This window comes from Streptomyces sp. NPDC003456, assembly GCF_042878735.1.
Taxonomy (GTDB): domain Bacteria; phylum Actinomycetota; class Actinomycetes; order Streptomycetales; family Streptomycetaceae; genus Streptomyces.
Map to the genome: position 1 here is coordinate 985,020 of NZ_JBIAOK010000004.1, position 23,286 is coordinate 1,008,305.

At 70.8% G+C, this 23,286-nt stretch carries 21 protein-coding genes, 1 pseudogene and 1 riboswitch; of the genes and pseudogenes, 12 read left to right on the forward strand and 10 right to left on the reverse strand.

All coding sequences use genetic code 11. The features are described 5' to 3' along the window. The first annotated feature begins 159 nt into the window (after positions 1-159). From ACFYWG_RS20650 to ACFYWG_RS20680, 7 genes are all read left to right on the forward strand, one after another. Positions 160-1,491, forward strand: coding sequence for an AAA family ATPase (locus ACFYWG_RS20650; protein WP_389202645.1), 1,332 nt, complete (start codon positions 160-162; stop codon positions 1,489-1,491). Beyond that, complete coding sequence (locus ACFYWG_RS20655; protein ID WP_389202647.1) at positions 1,492-2,325, forward strand: DUF4435 domain-containing protein; 834 nt, start codon at positions 1,492-1,494, stop codon at positions 2,323-2,325. Between the two features lie 322 nt (positions 2,326-2,647). After that, on the forward strand, positions 2,648-3,754 hold the full coding sequence (rlmN, locus tag ACFYWG_RS20660; RefSeq protein WP_376332089.1) for a 23S rRNA (adenine(2503)-C(2))-methyltransferase RlmN: 1,107 nt from the start codon (positions 2,648-2,650) through the stop codon (positions 3,752-3,754). Positions 3,755-3,778: 24 nt separating this feature from the next. Beyond that, positions 3,779-3,883, forward strand: a riboswitch (TPP riboswitch). Positions 3,884-3,959: 76 nt separating this feature from the next. After that, positions 3,960-5,045 carry a thiamine ABC transporter substrate binding subunit gene (locus ACFYWG_RS20665; RefSeq protein ID WP_383506195.1) on the forward strand — a complete coding sequence of 362 codons (1,086 nt, stop codon included), beginning with the start codon at positions 3,960-3,962 and terminating at the stop codon, positions 5,043-5,045. Next, positions 5,021-6,685 (forward strand): ABC transporter permease, encoded by a 1,665-nt coding sequence (locus ACFYWG_RS20670; RefSeq protein ID WP_389202650.1) that lies wholly within the window; start codon positions 5,021-5,023, stop codon positions 6,683-6,685. Before ACFYWG_RS20665 ends, ACFYWG_RS20670 begins: the two co-directional genes overlap by 25 nt. Then, positions 6,685-7,704, forward strand: a complete 1,020-nt coding sequence (locus ACFYWG_RS20675) for an ABC transporter ATP-binding protein (RefSeq protein WP_389202652.1) — start codon at positions 6,685-6,687, stop codon at positions 7,702-7,704. Before ACFYWG_RS20670 ends, ACFYWG_RS20675 begins: the two co-directional genes overlap by 1 nt. A 24-nt stretch (positions 7,705-7,728) precedes the next feature. After that, positions 7,729-8,526, forward strand: a complete 798-nt coding sequence (locus tag ACFYWG_RS20680) for a maleylpyruvate isomerase family mycothiol-dependent enzyme (RefSeq protein ID WP_389202655.1) — start codon at positions 7,729-7,731, stop codon at positions 8,524-8,526. Positions 8,527-8,584: 58 nt separating this feature from the next. On the opposite strand, the gene ACFYWG_RS20685 is transcribed toward ACFYWG_RS20680, so the two are convergent. The 7 genes from ACFYWG_RS20685 to ACFYWG_RS20715 form a co-directional block, all read right to left on the reverse strand. Continuing rightward, entirely contained in the window at positions 8,585-9,301 is a 717-nt protein-coding gene (locus tag ACFYWG_RS20685; RefSeq protein WP_389202795.1) for an LAETG motif-containing sortase-dependent surface protein, read from the reverse strand. A 156-nt stretch (positions 9,302-9,457) separates the two neighbouring features. Further along, positions 9,458-10,579 carry an LOG family protein gene (locus ACFYWG_RS20690; protein ID WP_389202657.1) on the reverse strand — a complete coding sequence of 374 codons (1,122 nt, stop codon included), beginning with the start codon at positions 10,577-10,579 and terminating at the stop codon, positions 9,458-9,460. Between the two features lie 25 nt (positions 10,580-10,604). Further along, a complete protein-coding gene (locus ACFYWG_RS20695) occupies positions 10,605-11,012 on the reverse strand; it encodes a VOC family protein (RefSeq protein ID WP_376332099.1) in 408 nt (135 codons plus the stop codon). Between the two features lie 143 nt (positions 11,013-11,155). Next, positions 11,156-12,649, reverse strand: coding sequence for a hypothetical protein (locus tag ACFYWG_RS20700; RefSeq protein ID WP_389202659.1), 1,494 nt, complete (start codon positions 12,647-12,649; stop codon positions 11,156-11,158). Continuing rightward, entirely contained in the window at positions 12,631-13,380 is a 750-nt protein-coding gene (locus tag ACFYWG_RS20705) for an ABC transporter ATP-binding protein (RefSeq protein WP_389202661.1), read from the reverse strand. The genes ACFYWG_RS20700 and ACFYWG_RS20705 overlap by 19 nt, the downstream gene beginning before the upstream one ends. A gap of 204 nt (positions 13,381-13,584) precedes the next feature. Continuing rightward, a complete protein-coding gene (locus tag ACFYWG_RS20710) occupies positions 13,585-14,946 on the reverse strand; it encodes an aspartate aminotransferase family protein (RefSeq protein ID WP_376334653.1) in 1,362 nt (453 codons plus the stop codon). A 19-nt stretch (positions 14,947-14,965) separates the two neighbouring features. Then, positions 14,966-15,505, reverse strand: coding sequence for an Lrp/AsnC family transcriptional regulator (locus ACFYWG_RS20715; RefSeq protein WP_333937219.1), 540 nt, complete (start codon positions 15,503-15,505; stop codon positions 14,966-14,968). 163 nt (positions 15,506-15,668) lie between these two features. On the opposite strand from ACFYWG_RS20715, the gene ACFYWG_RS20720 reads away from it, so the two are divergent. Both ACFYWG_RS20720 and ACFYWG_RS20725 read left to right on the forward strand, forming a co-directional pair. Further along, on the forward strand, positions 15,669-17,108 hold the full coding sequence (locus ACFYWG_RS20720) for a gamma-aminobutyraldehyde dehydrogenase (protein WP_376334651.1): 1,440 nt from the start codon (positions 15,669-15,671) through the stop codon (positions 17,106-17,108). Between the two features lie 84 nt (positions 17,109-17,192). After that, positions 17,193-17,567 (forward strand): annotated as a pseudogene (locus tag ACFYWG_RS20725) (hypothetical protein); the annotation flags it as partial. 117 nt (positions 17,568-17,684) lie between these two features. Here ACFYWG_RS20725 and ACFYWG_RS20730 read toward each other — a convergent pair. Both ACFYWG_RS20730 and ACFYWG_RS20735 read right to left on the reverse strand, forming a co-directional pair. Then, positions 17,685-18,395 (reverse strand): glycerophosphodiester phosphodiesterase, encoded by a 711-nt coding sequence (locus tag ACFYWG_RS20730; protein WP_383510126.1) that lies wholly within the window; start codon positions 18,393-18,395, stop codon positions 17,685-17,687. Beyond that, entirely contained in the window at positions 18,392-19,510 is a 1,119-nt protein-coding gene (locus ACFYWG_RS20735) for an adenosine deaminase (RefSeq protein ID WP_385420826.1), read from the reverse strand. Before ACFYWG_RS20735 ends, ACFYWG_RS20730 begins: the two co-directional genes overlap by 4 nt. Before the next feature lie 154 nt (positions 19,511-19,664). Here ACFYWG_RS20735 and ACFYWG_RS20740 point away from each other — a divergent pair, with 154 nt between their 5' ends. Then, positions 19,665-20,348, forward strand: coding sequence for a DUF4190 domain-containing protein (locus ACFYWG_RS20740; RefSeq protein ID WP_389202665.1), 684 nt, complete (start codon positions 19,665-19,667; stop codon positions 20,346-20,348). A 68-nt stretch (positions 20,349-20,416) separates the two neighbouring features. Next, entirely contained in the window at positions 20,417-20,884 is a 468-nt protein-coding gene (locus ACFYWG_RS20745; RefSeq protein ID WP_376334644.1) for a DUF4190 domain-containing protein, read from the forward strand. A 49-nt stretch (positions 20,885-20,933) separates the two neighbouring features. Here ACFYWG_RS20745 and ACFYWG_RS20750 read toward each other — a convergent pair whose 3' ends face one another. Continuing rightward, entirely contained in the window at positions 20,934-21,509 is a 576-nt protein-coding gene (locus ACFYWG_RS20750; RefSeq protein WP_389202667.1) for an NADAR family protein, read from the reverse strand. Positions 21,510-21,709: 200 nt separating this feature from the next. Here ACFYWG_RS20750 and ACFYWG_RS20755 point away from each other — a divergent pair, with 200 nt between their 5' ends. Beyond that, entirely contained in the window at positions 21,710-23,245 is a 1,536-nt protein-coding gene (locus ACFYWG_RS20755; protein WP_389202669.1) for a gamma-aminobutyraldehyde dehydrogenase, read from the forward strand. The last annotated feature ends 41 nt before the right edge of the window (positions 23,246-23,286 follow it).

Below are 23,286 nucleotides of genomic sequence, written 5' to 3' on the forward strand. Positions count from 1 at the left end.
AGCTCCAGCCCAAAGCCGCTCCGCCGACCTGGACGTTCGGCAGACTCAACCCACGGCAGTGTTGAAGCTGCTGACGTCCGCTGCCAACCGGCTGAAGCGCCAGGGCTGACCTGAGGCGAAATCGCCCTGGCCATGGTCCTCAACGGCTACCCTCGGTGTATGGACCTGTACGAGCTGCGCATCGAAGACCTCTTCGATGAATTTACGCATGTTATTCAGTTCAACACGATTGACGGATTGACTCTCCTTCATGGTGCGAACGGAGTGGGCAAGACGACAGTGTTGAAGATAATCGACTCTCTCTCGAATCGAAGATTTACACTGCTACGCTCGGTCCACTTCTCTAGGCTGCATGCGAAGTTTTCGAATGGCCAAACGCTGGTTGTTTCGCGAAGAAGTGGGGGAGTAGAGGCAAAGGCATCTCTGGACTTCCGCTTGCTCGGGGATGACGATCGTGTGGTCCATCCGCCTTGGACCTTGGGGCATACTGCGGCCGACCTCGGAATTCCGAGAGACCTCGTCGAAGACATCATTCCCGAGCTGAATCGAACGGGAGCCAATGAATGGTTCGACATGACAGCTGGGGAAGCGCTAGACCTGATGGGGGTAGTTGATCGATACGGCGATCGACTTAGCCAGTATGCTGGCACGCCGTCACGCGCAAAGATCCCCGAATGGTTGCGTTCACTGACAGCACATTTCCCTGTATTCTTCATCCGCACTGAGCGCCTGACGAGCGGAGCTAACGATAAGCCTGGGAGGTTCCGGCAGCCTCGAGAGGCACAAACAACTCCCACGGTACGCACTTTTGCGCGAGACCTGTCAATGCGTATTCAACAAAGTCTGGCGGAGTATAGTAATTACTCGCAGAAGCTTGATAGTACCTTCCCTGCGCGACTGCTCGACCCGGCTATCCATATTGAGACTCCTGGGGAAGATTCGATTAGAAAGCGCTACAATGAGGAGGCAGATAGGCGGATTCGATACGTAGAATCCGGCCTTCTGGATCGAGATGCAGAACTACAGTTGCCGCAGAGGGAGTTGGATGATGGAGAGCTGCGCGTATTGAACCTGTACCTGGCGGATGTTCGGAACAAGCTGTCTCAGCTTGACGAGATTGCAGAGAAGATCGAGCTCTTCCTGCAGGTAATTAACGCAAAGTTTCGCCGCAAGCGCCTTTTCGTGGACCGCGAGCAGGGGTTTCGCGTCGTCTCAACCCAGGGGCACCCGCTTAGCCTTGAGTCGCTAAGCTCGGGTGAGCAACAAGAGCTCGTCCTGACTTATGGCCTCCTCTTTAGGGAGCAGGTTGGAACGCTGGTGCTTATTGACGAGCCAGAACTTTCCCTGCATGTGTCCTGGCAGAATGACTTCATCCCGGATCTGCTAAAAATTGCAGAGCTAGCCAGACTCAAGTTCTTGGTCGCCACTCATAGCCCTTCGATCATCAATGATCGCTGGGATCTGACGGTCGAGCTTAGTGACGGTGAGTAGATGGCTCTGCAGCAGCATCAGAGTAATCCGGTGCGCATCGCTAATGAAGTTGGCATGCTCCGTTCTGGAATGACAGGACCCATCGTTCTGGTGGAAGGAGCGACGGATACTCGCCTCTTTCGAAGACTTTTCATCCCCTCGCCGCAAGCGAGAGTTATTCACTGTAAGGGCAAGTCTCATCTGCTCGCGGCTATGGGACTGGTGACGAGCCGCGGAATCACCGGAGTGCTAGGGATCTGCGATGCGGACTTTGATCGCCTTCTGGGGAGTCCAGTAACGAAGAACGTGTTCCCAGTCGATCATCATGACACTGAGGTCATGATCTGCGCATCGCCAGCTTTCGGTCATTTCTATGCAGAGCTGTATGAACGCGAGGCGGATGACAGGGAAATACAGCGAACTAGGGAGAGACTCCTCGGGCACTCGTCGCTCATAGGGAAGTTGCGCCTCTGGAGTGTCCAAAATGGAGGAAAGATCGGCTTCAAGTCACTCAATGCTGGCGAGTTCATTGAAAGAGATGGGACGTTCAACCTTGAATCATGTGTAGAGGAGTTGATAGCGGATAGAGACCTCGATTCAAATACGCTACTTTCAATTGCTCTAGCGAGCGCTGAGTCACCGGATACAGAAATCTCCTGTGGGCACGATCTGACTTCACTGCTCGACTTTGATGCTGCCATTCGTCGACGTTCAACAACGCACGGCAGGGAAGTTATCGAAAAGATGCTCCGCCTTAGTTTCGACTCGCAGTGTTTCGCTACAACGCAAATGTATGCCGTGCTCCGCTCGTGGGAGAAGGAAGAGCGCCTAGCGCTAATTCCTGATGGCAGCTGATGGATCCGTAATTGCCCGCTGGAGCCAGACGTCAACTGCGTCCCCCGCGCAGCTTTGGTCGCTGCAGTAGGTAGCAACGCTGAGTGTCCAACCGTGTGACAACGTCGCGCAGAGCTATCAGACAGCACTCATGGGGGCTGATTCGTTGTGATCACCGCTCAGGGGCGTGGAGCTATTTCGTCGTGTTGACGAAACCGTGCCCCCTGGGCCGTCCCTGGGCCGTCCGAGGCCGACCAACGCCGACAGTCGGCACCCACAGGTGACCACCCCCACCCCGCTCCGGCCTGGGCTCCCGGCGATGATCTGCCACACTGGATGGGTTATGCCTGCACCCGGAGAACTCACTTTCGTCGCCCCCCGCGGAGCCAAGAAGCCGCCGCGGCATCTTGCCGATCTCACTCCTGCCGAGCGCAAGGAGGCCGTCGCCGCGGTCGGGGAGAAGCCGTTTCGCGCCAAGCAGCTCTCGCAGCACTACTTCGCGCGGTACGCGCACGACCCGGAGCAGTGGACCGACATCCCCGCCGGCAGCCGCACGCGGCTGCAGGAGGCCCTGCTGCCCGAGCTGATGACGGTCGTGCGGCACCTGTCCACCGACCAGGGCACCACCCGCAAGACCCTGTGGCGGCTGTTCGACGGGACGCTCGTCGAGTCCGTGCTGATGCGCTACCCGGACCGGGTGACCATGTGCATCAGCTCGCAGGCCGGGTGCGGCATGAACTGCCCGTTCTGCGCCACCGGGCAGGCCGGTCTCGACCGGAACCTCTCCACCGCCGAGATCGTGCACCAGATCGTCGACGGCATGCGGGCCCTGCGCGACGGCGAGGTCCCCGGCGGACCCGCGCGCCTCAGCAACATCGTCTTCATGGGCATGGGCGAGCCGCTCGCGAACTACAACCGGGTCGTCGGGGCCGTCCGCCGCCTCACCGACCCCGAGCCGGACGGGCTCGGGCTGTCGCAGCGCGGCATCACCGTCTCCACCGTCGGTCTCGTCCCGGCCATCCACCGCTTCGCCGACGAGGGCTTCAAGTGCCGGCTGGCGATCTCCCTGCACGCCCCCGACGACGAACTGCGCGACACCCTCGTGCCGGTCAACACCCGGTGGAAGGTGCGCGAGGTGCTGGACGCCGGGTTCGAGTACAGCGCCAAGTCCGGTCGGCGGCTGTCCATCGAGTACGCGCTGATCCGCGACATCAACGACCAGGCCTGGCGCGGTGACCGGCTCGGCCGGCTCCTCAGGGGCAAGCCGGTGCACGTCAACCTGATCCCGCTGAACCCGACGCCCGGCTCCAAGTGGACGGCCTCCCGGCCCGAGGACGAGAAGGCGTTCGTGGAGGCCATCGCCGCCCACGGTGTGCCGGTGACGATCCGGGACACCCGTGGTCAGGAGATCGACGGGGCGTGTGGTCAGCTCGCGGCCACCGAACGGTAGTCTGATCGCCGTATCCACATCTGCATATTCCGACAGGGGAGCGCCACAGCGCTGAGAGTGCGGCACGGCCGCAGACCCTCCGAACCTGGCCCAGGTCATTCTGGGTAGGGAGATCGGTCACCACTCGAGCTGTTGCGCCCTGCCCGGGACCACGGAAGTCCCGGGCAGGGCCGCGTCTTCTCCTGGTCACTCCAGGAGGAATCCAGTGAGCATCAACGCACAGCGCCTGACGGCCGCGGTCGTCGGGCTGAGCCTGGCCGGCACGCTCGCGGCGTGCGGGTCGTCCGACGCCGGTCAGGGGTCGGGCGACTCCAAGACCGTCACGCTCGTCAGCCACGACTCGTGGGCCGCCTCCAAGGAGGTCGTCGCGGCCTTCGAGAAGGAGTCGGGCTACAAGGTCAGGGTCCTGGAGGACGGCGACGCCGGGCAGGCCGTCAACAAGGCGATCCTCACCAAGGACAACCCGCAGGGCGACGTCTTCTTCGGCGTCGACAACACCCTGCTCTCCCGCGCCCTCGACAACGGCCTGTTCCAGCCGTACGAGCCGAAGGGCTCGGACCGCGTCAAGGCCGAGTACCGCGCCGACCAGGACAAGCACCGGGTGACACCCGTCGACACCGGTGACGTGTGCGTCAACTACGACAAGAAGTACTTCGCCGACCGCAAGCTCCAGCCGCCGCGGACCCTCGACGACCTGACGGACCCCCGGTACAAGGACCTGCTGGTCACCGAGAACGCCTCCTCGTCCTCGCCCGGTCTCGGCTTCCTGCTCGGCACCGCGGCGAAGTACGGCGACCAGGGCTGGGAGAGCTACTGGAAGAAGCTCAAGGCCAACGGCGTCAAGGTCGTCGACGGCTGGGAGCAGGCCTACAACGAGGAGTTCTCCGGTTCGGCCGGCGGGAAGAAGGCCAAGGGCGACCGGCCGCTCGTCGTCTCCTACGCCTCCTCCCCGCCCGCCGAGGTCGTCTTCGCCGACCCCAGGCCGGACACCGCCCCCACCGGCGTCGCCGAGGGCACCTGCTTCCGGCAGGTCGAGTACGCGGGACTGCTCAGCAACGCCCGGAACACCGAGGGCGGCAAGGCGCTCCTCGACTTCCTCGTGGGCAAGCGGTTCCAGGAGGACATGCCGCTGAACATGTTCGTCTACCCGGTGCGCGAGGACGCCCAGGTGCCGCCGGAGTTCGCGAAGTTCGGGCCGCAGGCGAAGGACCCGCAGACCATGGACCCGGCGAAGATCGCCGAGCACCGCGACCAGTGGGTCAAGTCGTGGACCTCGCTCGTACTGAAGTAGCCGCCCGCAGGCGGGGCGCGGCGGCGCGGTTCGGTCTGCTGGCCGTGCCCGTCGCGTTCTTCGCGGTCTTCTTCGCCTACCCCGTCGCCGCGATCGTCGCGCGCGGTCTGCGGGCCGACGGGGCCTGGCACCCCGGGCGGATCGGGGAGGTGCTGGGGCAGTCCGACGTGCGGCACGTGCTGTGGTTCACCACCTGGCAGGCGCTGGTCTCCACGGCGCTGACGCTGCTGATCGCGCTCCCCGGCGCGTACGTCTTCGCGCGCTTCGACTTCCCGGGCAAGCAGGTGCTGCGGGCGGTGGTCACCGTCCCGTTCGTGCTGCCGACGGTCGTCGTCGGCACGGCGTTCCTGGCCCTGGCCGGGCGCGGCGGGCTGCTCGACGAGGCGTGGGGCGTCCGGCTGGACACCACCGTGTGGGCGATCCTGCTCGCCCACGTGTTCTTCAACTACGCCGTCGTGGTCCGGACCGTGGGCGGGCTCTGGGCACAGCTCGATCCCCGGCAGGAGGAGGCCGCGCGGATGCTCGGCGCCTCTCCGTCGGCGGCCTGGCGGAAGGTGACCCTGCCCGCCCTCGGCCCGGCCGTGGCCGCTGCCGCGCTGATGGTCTTCCTGTTCACCTTCACCTCCTTCGGCGTCGTCCAGATCCTCGGCGGGCCCACCTTCTCGACCCTGGAGGTGGAGATCTACCGGCAGACGTCGGAGATCTTCGACCTGTCCACGGCGGCCGTGCTGACCCTGATCCAGTTCGCCGCGGTGGGCGCGATCCTCGCCCTGCACGCCTGGACCGTGCGGCGGCGGGAGACGGCCCTGCGGCTCGTGGACGCGGCGGTGACCGCGCGCCGGCCGCGCGGCGCCGGTCAGTGGTCGCTGCTGGGCGCGGTGCTCGCCACCGTCGCCGTGCTGATCGTGCTGCCGCTGGCCGTGCTGGTGCAGCGCTCCCTGGACGCCCCCGGGTTCGGCTACTACCGGGCGCTGACCCGCCAGGACGGCGGCATGTTCCTGGTCCCGCCGATCGAGGCGGTCGGCAACTCCCTGTCGTACGCCGTCGCCGCCACCGCCATCGCCGTGCTGGTCGGTTCGCTGGCCGCCGTCGCGCTCACCCGCCGGGACGCCGGGCGGTTCGTGCGCGGTTTCGACGCGCTGCTGATGCTGCCGCTCGGGGTGTCCGCGGTGACCGTCGGCTTCGGGTTCCTGATCTCCCTGGACGAGCCGCCGCTGGACCTGCGGTCCTCGTGGATCCTGGTGCCGCTCGCGCAGGCGCTGGTCGGGGTGCCGTTCGTGGTGCGCACCATGCTGCCGGTGCTGCGCGCGGTGGACGTGCGGCTGCGGGAGGCGGCCTCGGTGCTGGGGGCCTCGCCGTGGCGGGTCTGGCGGGAGGTGGACCTGCCGATGGTGCGGCGGGCGCTGCTGATCGCGGCCGGGTTCGCCTTCGCCGTCTCCCTCGGGGAGTTCGGGGCGACGGTGTTCATCGCGCGGCCCGACAACCCGACCCTGCCCGTGGCGGTGGCGCGCCTGCTGGGCCGGCCCGGTGACCTCAACTACGGCCAGGCGATGGCCCTTTCGACGATTCTGATGGTGGTGTGCGCCGTGGCCCTGCTCGTGCTGGAGAGGCTGCGCACCGACCGGACCGGGGAGTTCTGATGCTGCTGGCTCTGCAGGAGGCGACGGTCCGGTTCGGCGGGCGGGCCGTGCTGGACGCGGTGGGCCTGGAGGTCGCCGAGCACGAGGTGGTGTGCGTGCTCGGGCCCAGCGGCAGCGGCAAGTCGACGCTGCTGAGGGCGGTCGCGGGCCTGCAGCCGCTGGACGCCGGGCGGATCCTGCTGGAGGGGCGCGACCAGGCGGGTGTGCCCGCGCACCGGCGGGGTGTCGGGCTGATGTTCCAGGACCACCAGCTGTTCCCGCAGCGGGACGTCGGCGGGAACGTGGCGTTCGGCCTCCGGATGCACGGGGTGTCGAAGGCGCAGCAGGCCGAGCGCGTACGGGAGTTGCTCGATCTGGTGGGGCTGCCGGGCGCGGCCCGCCGGGCCGTCGCCGCGCTGTCCGGCGGGGAGCAGCAACGGGTCGCGTTGGCCCGGGCGCTGGCGCCGAACCCCCGGCTGCTGATGCTGGACGAGCCGCTGGGGCAGCTCGACCGGTCGCTGCGCGAGCGGCTCGTCGTCGAACTCAGGGAGCTGTTCGGCCGGCTGGGCACGACCGTGCTCGCCGTGACGCACGACCAGGGGGAGGCCTTCGCCTTGGCCGACCGGGTCGTGGTCATGCGGGACGGCCGGATCGCCCAGTCCGGTACGCCGCTCGATGTGTGGCAGCGGCCGGCCGACGCGTTCGTGGCCCGGTTCCTCGGCTTCGAGAACGTGGTGGAGGCCACCGTGGGCACGGAGGCCGCGGACACGCCGTGGGGCAAGGTGCCGGTGCCGCAGGACGCCCCGCAGGGCACCCGGACCCTGCTGGTGCGGCCCGCCGGTGTGCGGCTGGTGCCCGCCGGCTCGGGCCTGCCCTGCGCGGTGACCGCCCGCACCTTCCGGGGCACGCATGTCGCCGTCCACCTCCAGCCCGAGGACGCCCCGCGGCTGGAGGCGGCCTGTGCGCTGCGGGCGGCGCCCGCGGTGGGGGAGCGGGTCGGCGTGGAGTTCGACGCGGCGGAAATCGTGGTGCTGGACTGAACGCCGGCGCCTAGGGTGCCGGGGATGACGCCACTCCCGCACGACCGCTGCTGCGACGAGATCGCCCACCAGGTCGGCCTGCTGAGGTCGGTGGTGACCTCGGGCGCCGACCTGTCCGCCCCCGTGCCGACCTGCCCCGCCTGGTCGCTCGAGGACCTGGTGCGGCACACCGGGGGCGCCCTGCGCTGGGCGGAGCTGCTGGTGCGCACCCGGGCCGATCACGAGGTCCCCGAGGAGGAGGTGCCGGGCATCGCCGGGCCCGAGGCGGCCGGGGACGTCCCCGCGCTGGACGCCTGGCTGGCTCGGAGCGGCGAACGGCTCGTCGCCACCCTGCGCGAGGCCGGGCCCGCCGCCGCGGTCTGGGGCTGGGCGGGTGTCCACACCAGTGGGTTCTGGGCCCGCCGCATGACGCACGAGATCACCGTGCACCGCGCGGACGCGGCCCTCGCCGCCGCACTGCCCTACGAGGTCGCGCCGGACGTGGCCGCCGACGCGATCGACGAGTGGCTGCAGATCGTCCGGTACGCGCAGCGGACGGACCGGGACGACCCGGTGGCCGGACTGCGCGGCCCGGGCCGCAGCATCCAACTGCACGCCACCGACACCGGACCCGAGGTCGACGCCGAGTGGCTGATCGAACTCACCGAGGACGGTTTCCGCTGGCGCCGCGGCCGCGCGAGGGCCACGGTCGCCCTGCGCGGACCCCTCACCTCCGTGCTGCTGGCCTTCTACCGCCGACTGCCGCTCGACACCCCCGAGGTGGAGGTTCTCGGCGACCGGGGGCTGCTGGAGTTCTGGCTGGAGCGGGCGACCTTCGGCTGACACGGGACGTGGCCCGCCCCCGGCCGGGGACGGGCCACGTCGCAGCGGTGTGCGGGCGTCAGCTGTCGCTCTTGGCCCGGCGGCGCATGCCGAGGAACACCGCGCCGCCGCCCACGACGACCAGGGCCGCCGCGATGCCGGCGATGAGGCCGGTGTGGGAGTCGGCGCCGGTCTCGGCGAGGTGGGACTCACCGGCCGGGGCGGGCGCGTTGCCCGCGGGCGCGGTGCTCCCGCTCTCCGACGGGCTCGGAGCGGGGGCCTGCGACTCCTCGGCCGGCTCGGAGGGGGAGGCCGACGGGGCCGACGGGCTCGGCGTGGCCGGCGTCGTGGCCGGCGTCGTCGCCGGGGGCTTGCCCTCCTCCTTCTTGCAGGCCGTGGCCGGGGTCACGAGGTTGGGCTTGATGTCCTCGTCGACGTAGGAGTCTGCCTTCACGTGGATGCGGTACTCGGCGTTCGGCTTCCACTTCTCGGCGAAGGTGATGGTGGTGCCCTTGCGGGAGCCCTTGACCACCTGCTCGCCGACCTTCTTCGCGTCGGCGCCGTTGTTCTGCAGGTACACGGTGACCGTGGCCGGGATGCCGGCGGGGTCGACGTCGGTGACGGTGATGACGCCCTTGGCGCCGTCGCACTTCGCCTCGGCCGAGAACTCGCTGATGTCGCAGGCCAGCGCGTTGCCGGCGGCGCCGAACGCGAGCGCCGCGGAGGCAGCGGCGACACCGAGGACGCGCACGGAGCGGCGTGCGCGGCGCGGGGACGTACGGCGGGATACGGACAGAACTGCCACGTTTGTCCTTCACAGGGTGCGTAAAGAGGGGGGTGGTGTGCGGTACTGACTGCGCATCAGCACCACCGGGAGGCTCCCAGGTCTATAAGCGCCTCATAAGAAGTGTCAACGCATATGCCCCGCGCGGGGATCGGTTTTGCCTCCTTATTAACCGCCCAGACGTTTCAACGCCTCCGGGGCCTCCTCGATCCGGTCGACCAGGGCGATCCGCGCCTCCATCGAACGCCCCGCGGCCAGCGTCCGCAGCAGCTGCCAGGCCGGCAGCCTGCGCGTCCAGTGGTCGCGGTCGACCAGCACCATCGGCGTCGGTTCGCCGCGCGACTCGTAGTAGTTGGGCGTCGCGTTGTCGAAGATCTCCTGCAGGGTCCCGGCCGCGCCGGGCAGGAACACCACGCCCGCGGTGCAGCGGGCCAGCAGCCCGTCCTCCCGGGTGGCGTTGGCGAAGTACTTGGCGATGTGAGAGGCGAACGCGTTCGGCGGCTCGTGGCCGTAGAACCACGTCGGGATGCCGACGGAGCGGCCGCCGCGCGGGCGGCGGGAGCGGACCTCGAAGGCGGCCGCCGCCCACTGGGTGACCGACGGGGTGAAGTGCGGTGTCCTGGCGAGCAGTTCGAGCGACTCGGTGAGCATCCCGTCGTCGAACGGGGCGGCGTACGCGCCGAGGTTGGCCGCCTCCATGGCGCCGGGCCCGCCGCCGGTGGCGACCGTGAATCCGGCCCGGGCCAGCTCCCGGCCGAGCCGGGCGGCGCCCGCGTACTGCTCGGTGCCCCGGCCCATCGCGTGGCCGCCCATCACGCCCACCACCCGGGCGCCGGCGAGGAGTTCGTCGAGGGCGTCCGACACGGAGTCGTCGTGGACGGCGCGCAGCGTCGAGGCGTAGATGTCCCGGTCGGCCTTGGTCCGCTGGAACCAGGCGTAGGCGAGGGCGTCGGGCGTGGCCTCGTAGCCGTCCTCCAGGGACGCGAACAGCTCCTCGGGGGAGTACAGCAGACCGCGGTACGGATCGAAGGGCAGACCCGGGACCGGCGGGAAGACCAGGGCGCCGTCCCCGCGGACCTTTGCGGCGGCGTCCTCGCGCATCGCGCAGCCGAGGAAGACGGCCCCGGCCGTGTCCGTGGCGAGCAGTTCGCGCGTACGGTCCGTCAGGTCCACGGCCTGGACGCGGTATCCCGCGAGGGTGCCGCGCGCCGAGACGGTCGCGTCGAACTCCTCGAGGGTCTCTATCTCACGGTCGTCGTGGTGGGCCGCATGGGCGGGCATCGTCTGCACCCTGCCCATGCTGGCACAGCCCTGTTCAGCCCTGGACGGCCGCCGGGTCCATCCACACGACCTCGAAGGTGTGGCCGTCCGGGTCGTCGAAGGCCCGGCCGTACATGAAGCCGTGGTCCTGGGTCTCGCCGGAGACCGAACCGCCCGCCGCGACCGCCTTGCCGACCAGGTCGTCGACCTTCTCGCGGCTCTCGGCGCTCAGCGCGATGAGCACCTCGCTGGTCCTCGTCGCGTCGGCGATCTCCTTCTTGGTGAACTGGGCGTACTTCTCCTTGGTGTGCACCATCACCACGATGGTGTCGCTGATGACGACGGAGGCGGTCGAGTCGTCGCTGAACTGCTCGTTGATCGCGTAGCCGAGCTCGGTGAAGAACTTCCTGGAGGCGCCGAGGTCGGCGGTGCACAGGTTCACGAAGATCATCTGCTGGTACATGCGAAGTCTCTCCCCGCGGAGTCGGTGTGTCGTTACGCCTGGATAGACCGGGGACCGGTGCGGAACTCATCGCCGCACGGAGATTTTTCTCTTACCTGTTCCCCGCGTTCTCCGCGGGGTGTCCGCCCGCGCGCCTCGGGCGGTCAGCGCGCGAGCGGGAGGGCCGCCAGCTCGGCGACCGTCAGGGTGAGCGGGCCGAACAGCGCGAGCAGGGCTCCGGCGCGCAGTGCGGCGGCGCTGCGCAGGGTCGAGGCGGGGGCGCCCAGCCGCTGCAGGGCCGCGGTGGTCTCCGCCCGGTCCTGCCGTGCCTCGATCGCGGCCGTCAGGAGCGTGGCCAGCGTGCAGCCGGTCACCAGGGCCACGCCGAGGACGGTCAGCGGCCCGGGCGACAGGCCGTCCGGGCCGTGCAGCAGCGCCATGGCCCACAGGCCCGCCGCGACCGCGCACACCACGCCGAGGGGGCGGCCGATGCGGCCGGCCTCCGCCATGAGGATCCGTCCGGCCAGCAGCCGCAGGGCCCCGGGGCGGACCGCCTGGAGCAGGCGTCCGCACAGGTGGGTCAGGCCCGGCCCGGCCAGGGCCAGCCCCACGGCGGCCAGCACCCAGCCGGCCAGGACGCCCGGGGAGGCGCCGGAGAAGGTGAGGTCGGGCGGTGCCGGGGCGGTGCGGCTCGAATAGGTCTCCACGGCCAGGCCCGCGGCCAGGACGGTGATGCCCCAGGGCAGGCCGGACGGGGCGGCGGTGGCAGGGCGCGCGGCGACGGGACGGCCCGGCAGGACCGCGTCGAGGGCCGGGGCGGCGTCGGCGGCGGGCGCGGCCGGGGCCGGTGCCTGCGCGCCGGGGTCGCCGGCCGGGACCGCGAGGCCGGGCGGCCGCGGGGGATCGGCCAGCGCGCTCACCGCGCCGCCGCCGTTGCTCGCGGCGGCCGCCGCGCCGGCCGGCTCGCCCGACCGGGCGGCCGGCGGGCCGCTCGCCGCGGCGGAGCCCGGCGCGGGCGGGCGCGTGGGCCGGACGATCTGCCGGCCGAAGCGGCCGTAGGCGCCGAACGTCTCGCGCGTGGCGGTGCGGCGGTACGCCCCGAACCGCCCGTAGGCCGGGGCCGTACGGGAGCCCTCGGGCGAGGGCGTCTCGCGTGGCCGCAGCGCCAGGGCCACCGACACGGAGGCCGCGACGGGCACGAGCGCCAGCAGGGTGAGGGTGCCCGGCAGCGGCAGCGGCCGGTTCCCGCCGAGGGGTGCGGCGGCGGCGCCGTCGAAGGGCATGCCCGACAGGTCGCCCCGCAGGTGCAGGAAGACCAGCAGCGCCACCATCGAGCCGAGCGTGCACGACAGGGCCGTCGTCGCGGTGGAGACGGCCATCAGGCGCAGCGGGCCGAAGCCGATCGCGGAGAGGCCGGTGCGCGGCCGGGTGCCGGGGTCGGTGCGGGCCACGGCCACCGCGAAGTACACCGTCGATGCCAGCGGGGCCGCGCACCAGGCCAGGCGCATCACCGAGTCGCCGGTGTCGCCGGGGTGGGCCAGCGCGTGGCCCAGGGCGCAGAGCAGGAGGAAGCCCGTGCCTGCCGAGGCGGCCGCGACCAGGAGGCGGCGCAGCTGGACGGCCGGGTGGGCGCTGCGGGTCAGACGGAGAGCGAGCACGCCGCCCGGCCTCCCGGCTCGGCACTCTCGCCCATGGGCGGCAGGTGCACGGTCTGGACGCGCCGCCCGTCGAGCAGGGAGACGGTGCGGTCGGCGAGTGCCGCGGTGTCCGGGTCGTGGGTGGCCAGCACCACGGTGATGCGGTGCGAGCGGGCCGCCGTGGTCAGGGTGCGCAGCACGTGGGCGCGGTCGGCGCGGTGCAGGGGGGCCGTGGGCTCGTCGGCGAACAGGACCGAGGGGGCGGGAGCGAGGGCGCGGGCGATGCAGACCCGCTGGCGCTCGGCGTGCACCAGCTGGTGCGGGCGCTTGCGGGCGCCGTGGCCGATGTCCAGCCGCTCCAGCCACTCCATGGCGGCGGTCTTGGCCCGGCGCCGGCCGACCCCGCGCAGCATCAGCGGCAGGGCGGTGTTCTCCCACGCGTTCAGCTCCGGCACCAGGGCGGGGGAGGGGTCGATCCAGCCGAAACGGTCGCGGCGCAGCCGCTCGCGGGTGAGGGGGCCCATGGTGTGCACGGGCACGCTGTTGAACCAGACCTCGCCGCGCCGGACGGGCACCAGGCCGGACAGGCAGCGCAGCAGCGTGGTCTTGCCGCTGCCGCGCGGGCCGCCGACGGCGAGGATCTCGCCCTCGCGGACGCCGAGCGAGACGCCGCAGAGCGCGGGCGAGCCGTCGTCGTGCTGGAAGTGCAGGGCGCGTGCCCAGAGCACGTCGTTGTCCGGCGGGGCCTCCATGGGCGTACACCTCGGTTCAGATCCGTAGTTCCCGTGCCATCCCCCGTGCGGGGGAACGAAGGCAGGGCCGATCGGTCACTGGGCACGCTAGGCAGAAGGCGGCTCGGCGCCGGACAGCACGCGGCCCCGGGCCGCCGTTTCTCACTCGAACGGGCGGCACCGGGGCCGGTGTTGATCATCCAGGCAGACGATCGGAGCGACGGATCAGAGCTTGGTCCAGGCCTCCGAGAGCGTGGCCCGCAGGATCTGCTCGATCTCGTCGAACGTCGACTGGTCCGAGATCAGCGGCGGCGCGAGCTGCACGACCGGGTCGCCGCGGTCGTCGGCCCGGCAGTACAGGCCGTTCTCGTACAGCTTCTTGGACAGGAAGCCGTACAGGACGCGCTCGGTCTCGTCCGCGTCGAAGGACTCCTTGGTGGCCTTGTCCTTGACGAGCTCGATGCCGTAGAAGAAGCCGTTGCCGCGGACGTCGCCGACGATCGGCAGGTCGTGGAGCTTCTCCAGGGTCGAGCGGAAGTTGCCCTCGTTGTCCAGGACGTGCTGGTTGAGGTTCTCGCGCTCGAACAGGTCGAGGTTGGCCAGGCCCACGGCCGCGGAGACCGGGTGGCCGCCGAAGGTGTAGCCGTGCAGGAAGGTGTTGTCGCCCTTGTAGAACGGCTCGGCCAGGCGGTCGGAGATGATGCAGGCGCCGATCGGGGAGTAGCCCGAGGTCATGCCCTTGGCGCAGGTGATCATGTCCGGCACGTAGTCGAACTTGTCGCAGGCGAAGTAGGTGCCGAGGCGGCCGAAGGCGCAGATGACCTCGTCGGAGACGAGCAGCACGTCGTACTGGTCGCAGATCTCGCGCACGCGCCGGAAGTAGCCGGGCGGGGGCGGGAAGCAGCCGCCGGCGTTCTGCACGGGCTCCAGGAAGACCGCGGCGACGGTGTCCGGGCCCTCGAAGAGGATCTGCTGCTCGATCTGGTCGGCGGCCCAGCGGCCGAAGGCCTCCGGGTCGTCGCCGAAGATCGGGGCGCGGTAGATGTTGGTGTTCGGCACCTTGTGCGCGCCCGGCACCAGCGGCTCGAACGGGGCCTTCAGGCCCGGCAGGCCGGTGATGGACAGGGCGCCCTGCGGGGTGCCGTGGTAGGCCACCGCGCGGGAGATCACCTTGTGCTTGGTGGGCTTGCCGACCAGCTTGAAGTACTGCTTGGCCAGCTTCCAGGCGGTCTCGACGGCCTCGCCGCCGCCGGTGGTGAAGAAGACCTTGTTCAGGTCGCCCGGGGCGTGGTGGGCGAGGCGCTCGGCCAGCTCGACGGCCTTGGGGTGGGCGTAGGACCACACCGGGAAGAACGCGAGCTCCTGTGCCTGCTTGAAGGCGGTCTCGGCGAGTTCCACACGGCCGTGCCCGGCCTGCACCACGAACAGCCCGGCGAGGCCGTCCAGGTAGCGCTTGCCCTGGTCGTCGTAGATGTACGTGCCCTCGCCCCGGACGATGGTGGGGACGGGGGCCTTCTCGTACGACGACATGCGCGTGAAGTGCATCCACAGGTGGTCGTACGCGGTCTGGGAGAGGTCCTTGCTCACGGCTATCGGGTCCTCACGATTATCGGGTTCCCCACATGTAGGTCTGCTTCTTGAGCTTGAGGTAGACGAAGCTCTCGGTGGAGCGCACTCCTGGCACCGCCCGGATGCGCTTGTTGATGACGTCCAGCAGGTGGTCGTCGTCCTCGCAGACGATCTCCACCATCAGGTCGAAGGACCCGGCGGTCATCACCACGTACTCGCACTCGGACATGGCCGACAGCGCGTCCGCGACCGCCTCCACGTCGCCCTCGACGTTGACGCCGACCATCGCCTGCCTGCGGAAGCCCACGGTGAGCGGGTCCGTGACGGCGACGATCTGCATCACGCCCTGGTCGAGCAGCTTCTGGACGCGCTGGCGCACGGCCGCCTCCGACAGGCCGACGGCCTTGCCGATGGCGGCGTACGGCCGGCGGCCGTCCTCCTGGAGCTGCTCGATGATGGCGAGGGAGACGGCGTCCAGCTGCGGCGAGCTGCCGTTCCTGGACTCGCGGGAGGGCTCGCGGTGCTCCCGCGACCCCTTCTGGTCTGCGCTTCGACTGGCCACGGGGTCACTGTGCACGAGGTATCGACACTTCCGCAAGCCTAGATCGATGAAATCCGTTGTTTGAGTCCCCGAGTCCTGCGGATTCCGCACGAACGACGGGAGCGGGGGTGTTGAAAACGTGGGGCGGCCGACTAGGGTGGTGTCTCAAGTAATGGACATCCGAACTGGAGGGCCGGCAGTGAGCACCGAGCTGCGTCGTCTGCGCAACTACATCGGCGGTGAGTTCCGGGACGCCGCCGACGGACGGACCACCGAGGTGGTCAATCCCGCGACGGGCGAGGCGTACGCGACCGCTCCGCTGTCCGGGCAGGCCGACGTGGACGCCGCGATGGCGGCGGCCGCCGAGGCCTTCCCCGGCTGGCGCGACACCACGCCCGCCGAGCGCCAGAAGGCCCTGCTGAAGATCGCGGACGCCTTCGAGGAGCGCGCCGAGGAGCTGATCGCGGCCGAGGTGGAGAACACGGGCAAGCCCGTCGGGCTCACCCGCTCCGAGGAGATCCCTCCGATGGTCGACCAGATCCGCTTCTTCGCGGGCGCGGCGCGGATGCTGGAGGGCCGCTCGGCCGGTGAGTACATGGAGGGCCTCACCTCCATCGTGCGCCGCGAGCCGGTCGGTGTCTGCGCGCAGGTCGCGCCGTGGAACTACCCGATGATGATGGCCGTGTGGAAGTTCGCCCCGGCCCTCGCCGCGGGCAACACGGTCGTGCTGAAGCCCTCCGACACCACCCCGGCCTCCACGGTCCTGATCGCCGACATCATCGGCTCGATCGTCCCCAAGGGCGTCTTCAACGTCATCTGCGGCGACCGCGAGACCGGCCGCATGATGGTCGAGCACCCGGTCCCGGCCATGGCCTCCATCACCGGCTCCGTGCGCGCCGGCATCCAGGTCGCCGAGTCCGCCGCCAAGGACGTCAAGCGCGTCCACCTGGAGCTGGGCGGCAAGGCCCCGGTCGTGGTCTTCGAGGACACCGACATCGCCAAGGCCGTCGAGGACATCTCCGTCGCCGGCTTCTTCAACGCCGGCCAGGACTGCACCGCCGCCACGCGCGTGCTCGTCCACGAGTCCATCCACGACGAGTTCGTCTCCGCCCTGGCCAAAGCGGCGTCCGAGACGAAGACCGGACAGCCGGACGATGAGGACGTGCTGTTCGGCCCGCTCAACAACCCCAACCAGCTCAAGCAGGTCGAGGGCTTCATCGACCGGCTCCCCGCGCACGCGCGCGTGGAGGCCGGCGGCAAGCGCGTCGGGGACAAGGGCTACTTCTACGCGCCGACCGTCGTCTCGGGTCTGCGGCAGGACGACGAGATCGTGCAGAACGAGGTCTTCGGCCCGGTCATCACCGTGCAGTCCTTCCGGGACGAGGACCAGGCCGTCGAGTGGGCCAACGGCGTCGAGTACGCCCTCGCCTCCTCGGTGTGGACCAAGGACCACGGCCGGGCCATGCGGATGTCGAAGAAGCTCGACTTCGGCTGCGTGTGGATCAACACCCACATCCCGCTGGTCGCCGAGATGCCGCACGGCGGCTTCAAGAAGTCCGGCTACGGCAAGGACCTCTCCGCGTACGGCTTCGACGACTACACGCGCGTCAAGCACGTCATGACCTCGCTCGACGCGTAGGTCGGGCGGGCAGGCCGCAGCGGCCCCGGACGGTTCGTCACCGTCCGGGGCCGCTCGTGCGTCCGGGGTCCGCGACGGGACGGGGAGCACCTGCCCGGCCTGGCGGACTGGATCGCGCGGGTGCGGGCCGGCCTGGAGCAGGCCGACGCGGAGTACCCGTTCCTCCTCTACGGCACGGACTGGCCGGCCTTCGCGCACCTGGTGATCGCGGTCGCCTTCTACGGGCCCTACCGCGACCCGGTGCGCAACGTCTGGGTCGTCGCGTTCGGGATGATCGCCTGCGCGGGCATCGTCCCGCCGGCCCTGATCTGCGGCCCGGTCCGCGGCATCCCCCTGTGGTGGTCGGTGATCGACCTGTCCTTCGGGGTGTTCGGGGTGATCCCGCTGTACGTCGTACGCCGGAAGATCAAGCGGCTGGAGGCCCTGACACCGCGCCCGGCCCCGCTGCCGGCGTCCTGAGCGCGCGGCGGCGGGGAGCCGGGACGGCCGTCCTGCCGGCGGCGAGGCGGGAAGGGCGGCCGTCCTACCGGCGACGGGGACGCGGCGGGCGGCGGTCGTCCCTCCCTGCCTCGGTCGTCAGCGCCCGGCTCCCGGCGTCACCGCGCCGTCGCGTACGGCGCGCAGCGCGTCGACGCGGTTCGTCGTGATCGAGTCCACGCCCGCCTCCAGCAGCCGCCGCATCGAGCGGCGGGTGTCGGGGGTCCAGACGGACAGCAGGTGGCCGCCGGCGTGCACGCGCTCCGCGAGCGGGCGGTTCACCAGCGGGAACCGGTAGTTGAGCCAGCGCGGGCGGATCGCGTCCAGCAGGACCGGCCGCGGCGGGGCGAGGGTCGTCCACGTCAGGGCGATCTCGGCCGCCGGGTCGGCCGCGCGGACGGCGAGCATCGCGTCGGCGCCCGCGCAGTAGTAGACCCGGTCCGCCGCCCTCGACTCCCGCACGACGTCCATGATCCGGCGCACCGCCCGCACATCGGGGGATCCGGGCAGGTCGATCATCACCCGGTGCCCGCCGGTGGCGGCCAGTGCCTCGGCCAGGTCCGGCACCCCGCCCCCGGTCAGTCCGCGCACCTCGTCGGCGGACAGCGCGTGCAGCGGCCGTTCGTGCCCCCACAGCCGCTGCAGCGTCGCGTCGTGCAGCAGCACCGGCACACCGTCCCGGGTCAGCCGTACGTCGATCTCCACCGCGTCGGCGCCGCTGTCCAGCGCGGAGCGCAGGGAGGCGACGGTGTTCTCGCGGACCCGGTAGGGGTCCCCCCGGTGCGCGACGGCGAGCGGTGCGGGCGTCACCGGGTGAGCCACTGCGCGGTGTAGGTGTCGATCTCGCCGGTGATGCGGGCCTTGCCCGCCGCGTCCAGGAAGGACGCCTCGACGGCGTTCTTCGCGAGCTCTGCCAGGCCCCGCTCGTCGAGGTCGAGGAGCCGGGCGGCGACCGCGTACTCGTTGTCGAGGTCGGTGCCGAACATGGGCGGGTCGTCGGAGTTCACCGTGACGACGACGCCCGCCCGCACGAACTCCTTCACGGGGTGCTCGTCGAGGGCGGCGACCGCGCGGGTGGCGATGTTCGAGGTCGGGCACACCTCCAGCGGGATGCGGTGCTCGGCGAGGTGGGCGAGCAGCTCCGGGTCCCGGGCCGCACTCGTGCCATGGCCGATGCGCTCGGCGCGCAGGTGTGTCAGCGCGTCCCACACCGTCTCCGGGCCGGTGGTCTCGCCCGCGTGCGGCACCGAGTGCAGACCGGCCGCGATCGCCCGGTCGAAGTAGGGCTTGAACTGCGGTCGTGGCACGCCGATCTCGGGGCCGCCCAGGCCGAAGGAGACCAGGCCCTCCGGGCGCAGCCGGTCGTCGGTCGCCAGCCGGGTCGTCTCCTCGGCGGCCGCCGGCCCCGCCTCGCCGGGGATGTCGAAGCACCAGCGCAGCACGGTCCCGAACTCCGCCTCGGCCGCCTTGCGGGCGTCCTCGATCGCCTCCATGAAGGCCCGTTCGTCGATCCCGCGGCGCGTGGAGGAGAACGGGGTGATGGTCAGCTCCGCGTACCGCACCTGCTGCCGGGCCAGGTCCCGCGCCACCTCGTAGGTCAGCAGCCGGACGTCCTCCGGGGTGCGGATCAGGTCGACGACCGACAGGTACACCTCGATGAAGTGGGCGAAGTCGGTGAAGGTGAAGTACTCGGCCAGGGCACCGGGGTCGGTCGGGACCTTCGAGTCGGGGTGCCGGGCGGCCAGTTCGGACACGATCCGGGGGGAGGCGGAGCCGACGTGGTGCACGTGCAGTTCGGCCTTGGGCAGTCCGGCGACGAAGGCCGTGAGGTCGCGCGGGGCCTGGGGATCGACGAGGTGCTCGGTCAAGGGTTCCTCCCGGAACGGCGTCCCTGCCGGCGCGGGGCGCGGGCGGGCGCGGGTGATCGGCTGATCGGTGACTCGGACGTCATCCTAGGCGGTGGCGCCGCGCCCCCGAGGGGTGCGCGGACCCGGCGGCGGACCGCTGCGCACCCGCCCTGGGGCCCGCGCCGGGCGGCCCGTAGCATGGCGGGACGATCGACCCAGGGGGGATGCACAGATGACGGACCCGACGCAGCCCGGCGGGGGCGGCGGCCACGACCCGTGGGCGCCCCCGGAGAGCAAGCCGTCCCTCGACAAGAACCAGCCGCCCGCGCAGCCGCCCGCCCAGGGGCCCGGCTCCGTGCACGACCAGGCCACGGTCACCTCGATGCCCGGCTTCACCCCGCCCGCGGGCACGCCCCGGTACGACACCTCCGGCACGGGCGCGGTCCCGCCGCCGCCCGTCGCCCCCACCGGCCCGGGCACCACCGGGGGCTACGGCTACCCCGACCCGTCGGCGTACGGCCAGTCCGGCCACACCCAGTCCGGCTACGGCCAGTCCGGGTACGGCTGGCCCGGCATGCCCCCGGCTCCGCAGAACGGCATGGGCGTCGCCGCGATGGTGCTCGGCATCGTCTCCTGCACCCTGTTCTGCCTGTACGGCGTGGTCTCCCTGGTCACCGGCATCCTCGCGATCGTCTTCGGCATCAAGGGCCGCAAGCGCGCCGAGGCCGGCCTGGCCACCAATCACGGGCAGGCCCAGGCCGGGCTGATCATGGGCATCATCGGCATCATCCTCGGCATCGCCGTGATCGTGCTGATCGCCGTCGGCATCACGGCCGCGATCAACAGCGAGGAGTCGTACGACGACCCCTACTACGGCGCCGGGGTGCCCGCGGCCACCGCCCCCTTCCAGCGCTGAACTTCCGCGCGCCGGGCGGGACTTCGCCACTACGATTCCCTGGTCTGACAACGGAGGGGAGATCGTCCATGTCCAACGCCAATCCCGCCCCCGGTGGCTTCGGCCCGCCGTCCGGGCCCCCGCAGCAGCCGGCCCCCGGCTACGGCTTCCCGCAGCAGCAGACCGGCCCGGGCTACGGCTACCCGCAGGGCGGCCCCGGCTACCCGGCGGCCCCGCCCGTGGGCTACCCGCAGGCGCCCGGCTACGCGATGCCCGTGCAGCCGAGCAACGGCATGGGAACCACGGGTCTGGTGCTGGGCATCATCGGCGTGGTGTGCAGCGTGACCTTCCTGCTGTGGTTCTTCGGCGTGATCCTGGGCATCCTGGCGATCATCTTCGGCGCGATCGGCCGCGGGAAGGCCACCCGCGGCGAGGCCACCAACAAGGGGGCGGCGACCGCCGGCCTCGTCTGCGGCATCATCGCCACGGTGATCCTGCCCCTGCTGGGCTTCCTGCTCTTCGCGAGCATCATGGGCGGGATCGGCGCCGCCGCCTGAGCGGCACCCCCGCCGTGTGAGGGGGCCGGTCCGCGGACCGGCCCCTGACTCATGCCCCGGCGGAGCGCAGCCGCTCGCGCGCCTGCATCAGCGCGAAACCCAGGAGGTTCGGCCCCCGCCACCGCCGCGGATCCAGCGCCCCGTCGACGTCCGCGGCCAGGCCGATGCCCCACACCCGGTCCACGGGGCTCGCCTCCACCAGCACCCGGTCACCCGTGCCCAGCAGGAATCCCCGCAGCTCGGGACGGGACGCGAACTTGTGGACGCTGCCCTCCACGACGATCCGGAACCGCTCGCGCGCCCATACGGCCTCGTCGAAGCCCCGCACCAGCCGCCCGGCCTTCTTCGCCTCGGCGGGGTGCCCGGCGCCCAGCGCGGCGCGCTCGGCTTCCTCGTCCCCGAACAGGCGGGCCTTGGCGGCCATCGTCCAGTGCTCGGCCGTCGCGTACTCCACGCCGTCCACCGTGAACGGCGACGGCCACCACTGGCTCAGGCAGCTCGGGCCGAGCCGGCCGTCCGGACGCGGACGGTGTCCCCAGAAGAGCAGGTACTTCACCCTGGTCCCGGCGTCGAGCGCCCTGATCAGCGCCTCCTGCGTGTCGAGCGCCCCCGTGATCTGCTTCATGCACGCGAGTCTGGCACGCACCACGGACACAGCGTCCTGCCTTTTCCCGGCGGACTCGACACCTGGTCGACAGATTCCGTCGCGTAACCAAAAATCAACAACGGAATCACTTGTTGGCGTGCCATCCCTCTGTCAGGATCGGCACTCAAATCGAGCCTGAGCCACGCCGGCCCCCTCACGGGGACACGGAGGAGAGCGACATGCACAATCCGGGCACTGCCACCCCGGACCGATTTCCGGCCGAGGAGCGCTTCGCGCAGGGCGCGCAGTTCATCGCCGGACGCCTGACCCCGGGCACCTCCGGCCGCACGCACGCCGTCGTCGACCCGGCGTCGGGCGAGGAGGTCCTCACCTACGAGCTGGCGGGGACGGCCGACGTCGACCGGGCGGTGGCGGCCGCCAAGGCGGCCTTCCCGGGCTGGGCGGGAGCCACCCCCGGCGAGCGGTCCGACGCGCTGCACCGCTTCGCGGCGGTCCTGGCCGACCGGGCCGAGGACTTCGCCCGCGCGGAGTCGCTCCAGTGCGGCAAGCCGCTGAAGCTCACCCGCGAGTTCGACGTCCCGGGCACCGTCGACAACACGGCCTTCTTCGCCGGGGCCGCACGGCACCTGCAGGGGCAGTCCGCCGGCGAGTACTCGGGGGACCACACGTCCTACGTCCGGCGCGAGCCCATCGGCGTCGTCGGGTCGATCGCCCCGTGGAACTATCCCCTGCAGATGGCCGCCTGGAAGATCCTCCCGGCGATCGCCGCGGGCAACACGATCGTGCTCAAGCCCGCCGAACTCACCCCGCTGACCTCCCTGCTCTTCGCGCAGGCGGCCACCGACGCGGGGATCCCCGACGGTGTGATCAACATCGTCACCGGCACCGGCAGGGAGGCCGGTGAGCACCTTGTCGGCCACCCCGACGTGGCGATGACCTCCTTCACCGGTTCCACCGCCGTCGGCAAGCGCGTCGCCGAGGTCGCCACCGCCACCGTCAAGCGCCTGCACCTGGAGCTGGGCGGCAAGGCGCCCTTCGTGGTGTTCGACGACGCCGACCTGGAGGCCGCCGCCCAGGGCGCGGTCGCCGGCTCCCTCATCAACACCGGGCAGGACTGCACGGCCGCCACGCGCGCGTACGTGCAGCGGCCGCTGTACGACGCCTTCGTGCAGCGGACGGCGGCGCTCATGGAGACGGTCCGGCTCGGCGACCCCTTCGCCGCCGGCACCGACCTCGGCCCCCTGATCTCGCACGTGCAGCGCGACCGGGTCGCGGGCTTCGTCGACCGTGCCCGGGCCTACGCGCGCGTGGTCACCGGCGGCGAGGCCCCCGGGGGCGAGCTCGCCAAGGGCGCCTACTACCGGCCCACCCTGATCGCGGACGCCGCCCAGGACAGCGAGGTCGTCCAGTCGGAGATCTTCGGGCCGGTCCTGGTGGTGCTGCCCTTCGACACCGACGACGAGGGCCTCGCCCTCGCCAACGACACCCCCTACGGACTCGCCGCCTCCGCGTGGAGCCGGGACGTGTACCGGGCCAACCGGGCCACACGCGAGATCAAGGCGGGCTGCGTGTGGGTCAACGACCACATCCCGATCATCAGCGAGATGCCGCACGGGGGCTACAAGTCCTCCGGCTACGGCAAGGACATGTCCGCGTACTCCTTCGAGGAGTACACCCAGATCAAGCACGTCATGTTCGACAACACCGCGGTGGCCGCCAAGGACTGGCACCGCACCGTCTTCGGGGACCGATAGCCGCACACTCAGGCCGCCCGACCAACGGCCGCCCACCCCTC

What these genes read in the sequence shown, in the direction of transcription:
- ACFYWG_RS20705 (WP_389202661.1), bottom strand. Translation starts at nt 13,380, where the DNA reads ATGGAGGCCCCGCCGGACAACGACGTGCTCTGGGCACGCGCCCTGCAC.
- ACFYWG_RS20750 (WP_389202667.1), bottom strand. Translation starts at nt 21,509, where the DNA reads ATGAAGCAGATCACGGGGGCGCTCGACACGCAGGAGGCGCTGATCAGG.
- ACFYWG_RS20650 (WP_389202645.1), top strand. Translation starts at nt 160, where the DNA reads ATGGACCTGTACGAGCTGCGCATCGAAGACCTCTTCGATGAATTTACG.
- rlmN (WP_376332089.1), top strand. Translation starts at nt 2,648, where the DNA reads ATGCCTGCACCCGGAGAACTCACTTTCGTCGCCCCCCGCGGAGCCAAG.
- ACFYWG_RS20740 (WP_389202665.1), top strand. Translation starts at nt 19,665, where the DNA reads ATGACGGACCCGACGCAGCCCGGCGGGGGCGGCGGCCACGACCCGTGG.
- ACFYWG_RS20680 (WP_389202655.1), top strand. Translation starts at nt 7,729, where the DNA reads ATGACGCCACTCCCGCACGACCGCTGCTGCGACGAGATCGCCCACCAG.
- ACFYWG_RS20675 (WP_389202652.1), top strand. Translation starts at nt 6,685, where the DNA reads ATGCTGCTGGCTCTGCAGGAGGCGACGGTCCGGTTCGGCGGGCGGGCC.
- ACFYWG_RS20695 (WP_376332099.1), bottom strand. Translation starts at nt 11,012, where the DNA reads ATGTACCAGCAGATGATCTTCGTGAACCTGTGCACCGCCGACCTCGGC.
- ACFYWG_RS20655 (WP_389202647.1), top strand. Translation starts at nt 1,492, where the DNA reads ATGGCTCTGCAGCAGCATCAGAGTAATCCGGTGCGCATCGCTAATGAA.
- ACFYWG_RS20755 (WP_389202669.1), top strand. Translation starts at nt 21,710, where the DNA reads ATGCACAATCCGGGCACTGCCACCCCGGACCGATTTCCGGCCGAGGAG.
- ACFYWG_RS20745 (WP_376334644.1), top strand. Translation starts at nt 20,417, where the DNA reads ATGTCCAACGCCAATCCCGCCCCCGGTGGCTTCGGCCCGCCGTCCGGG.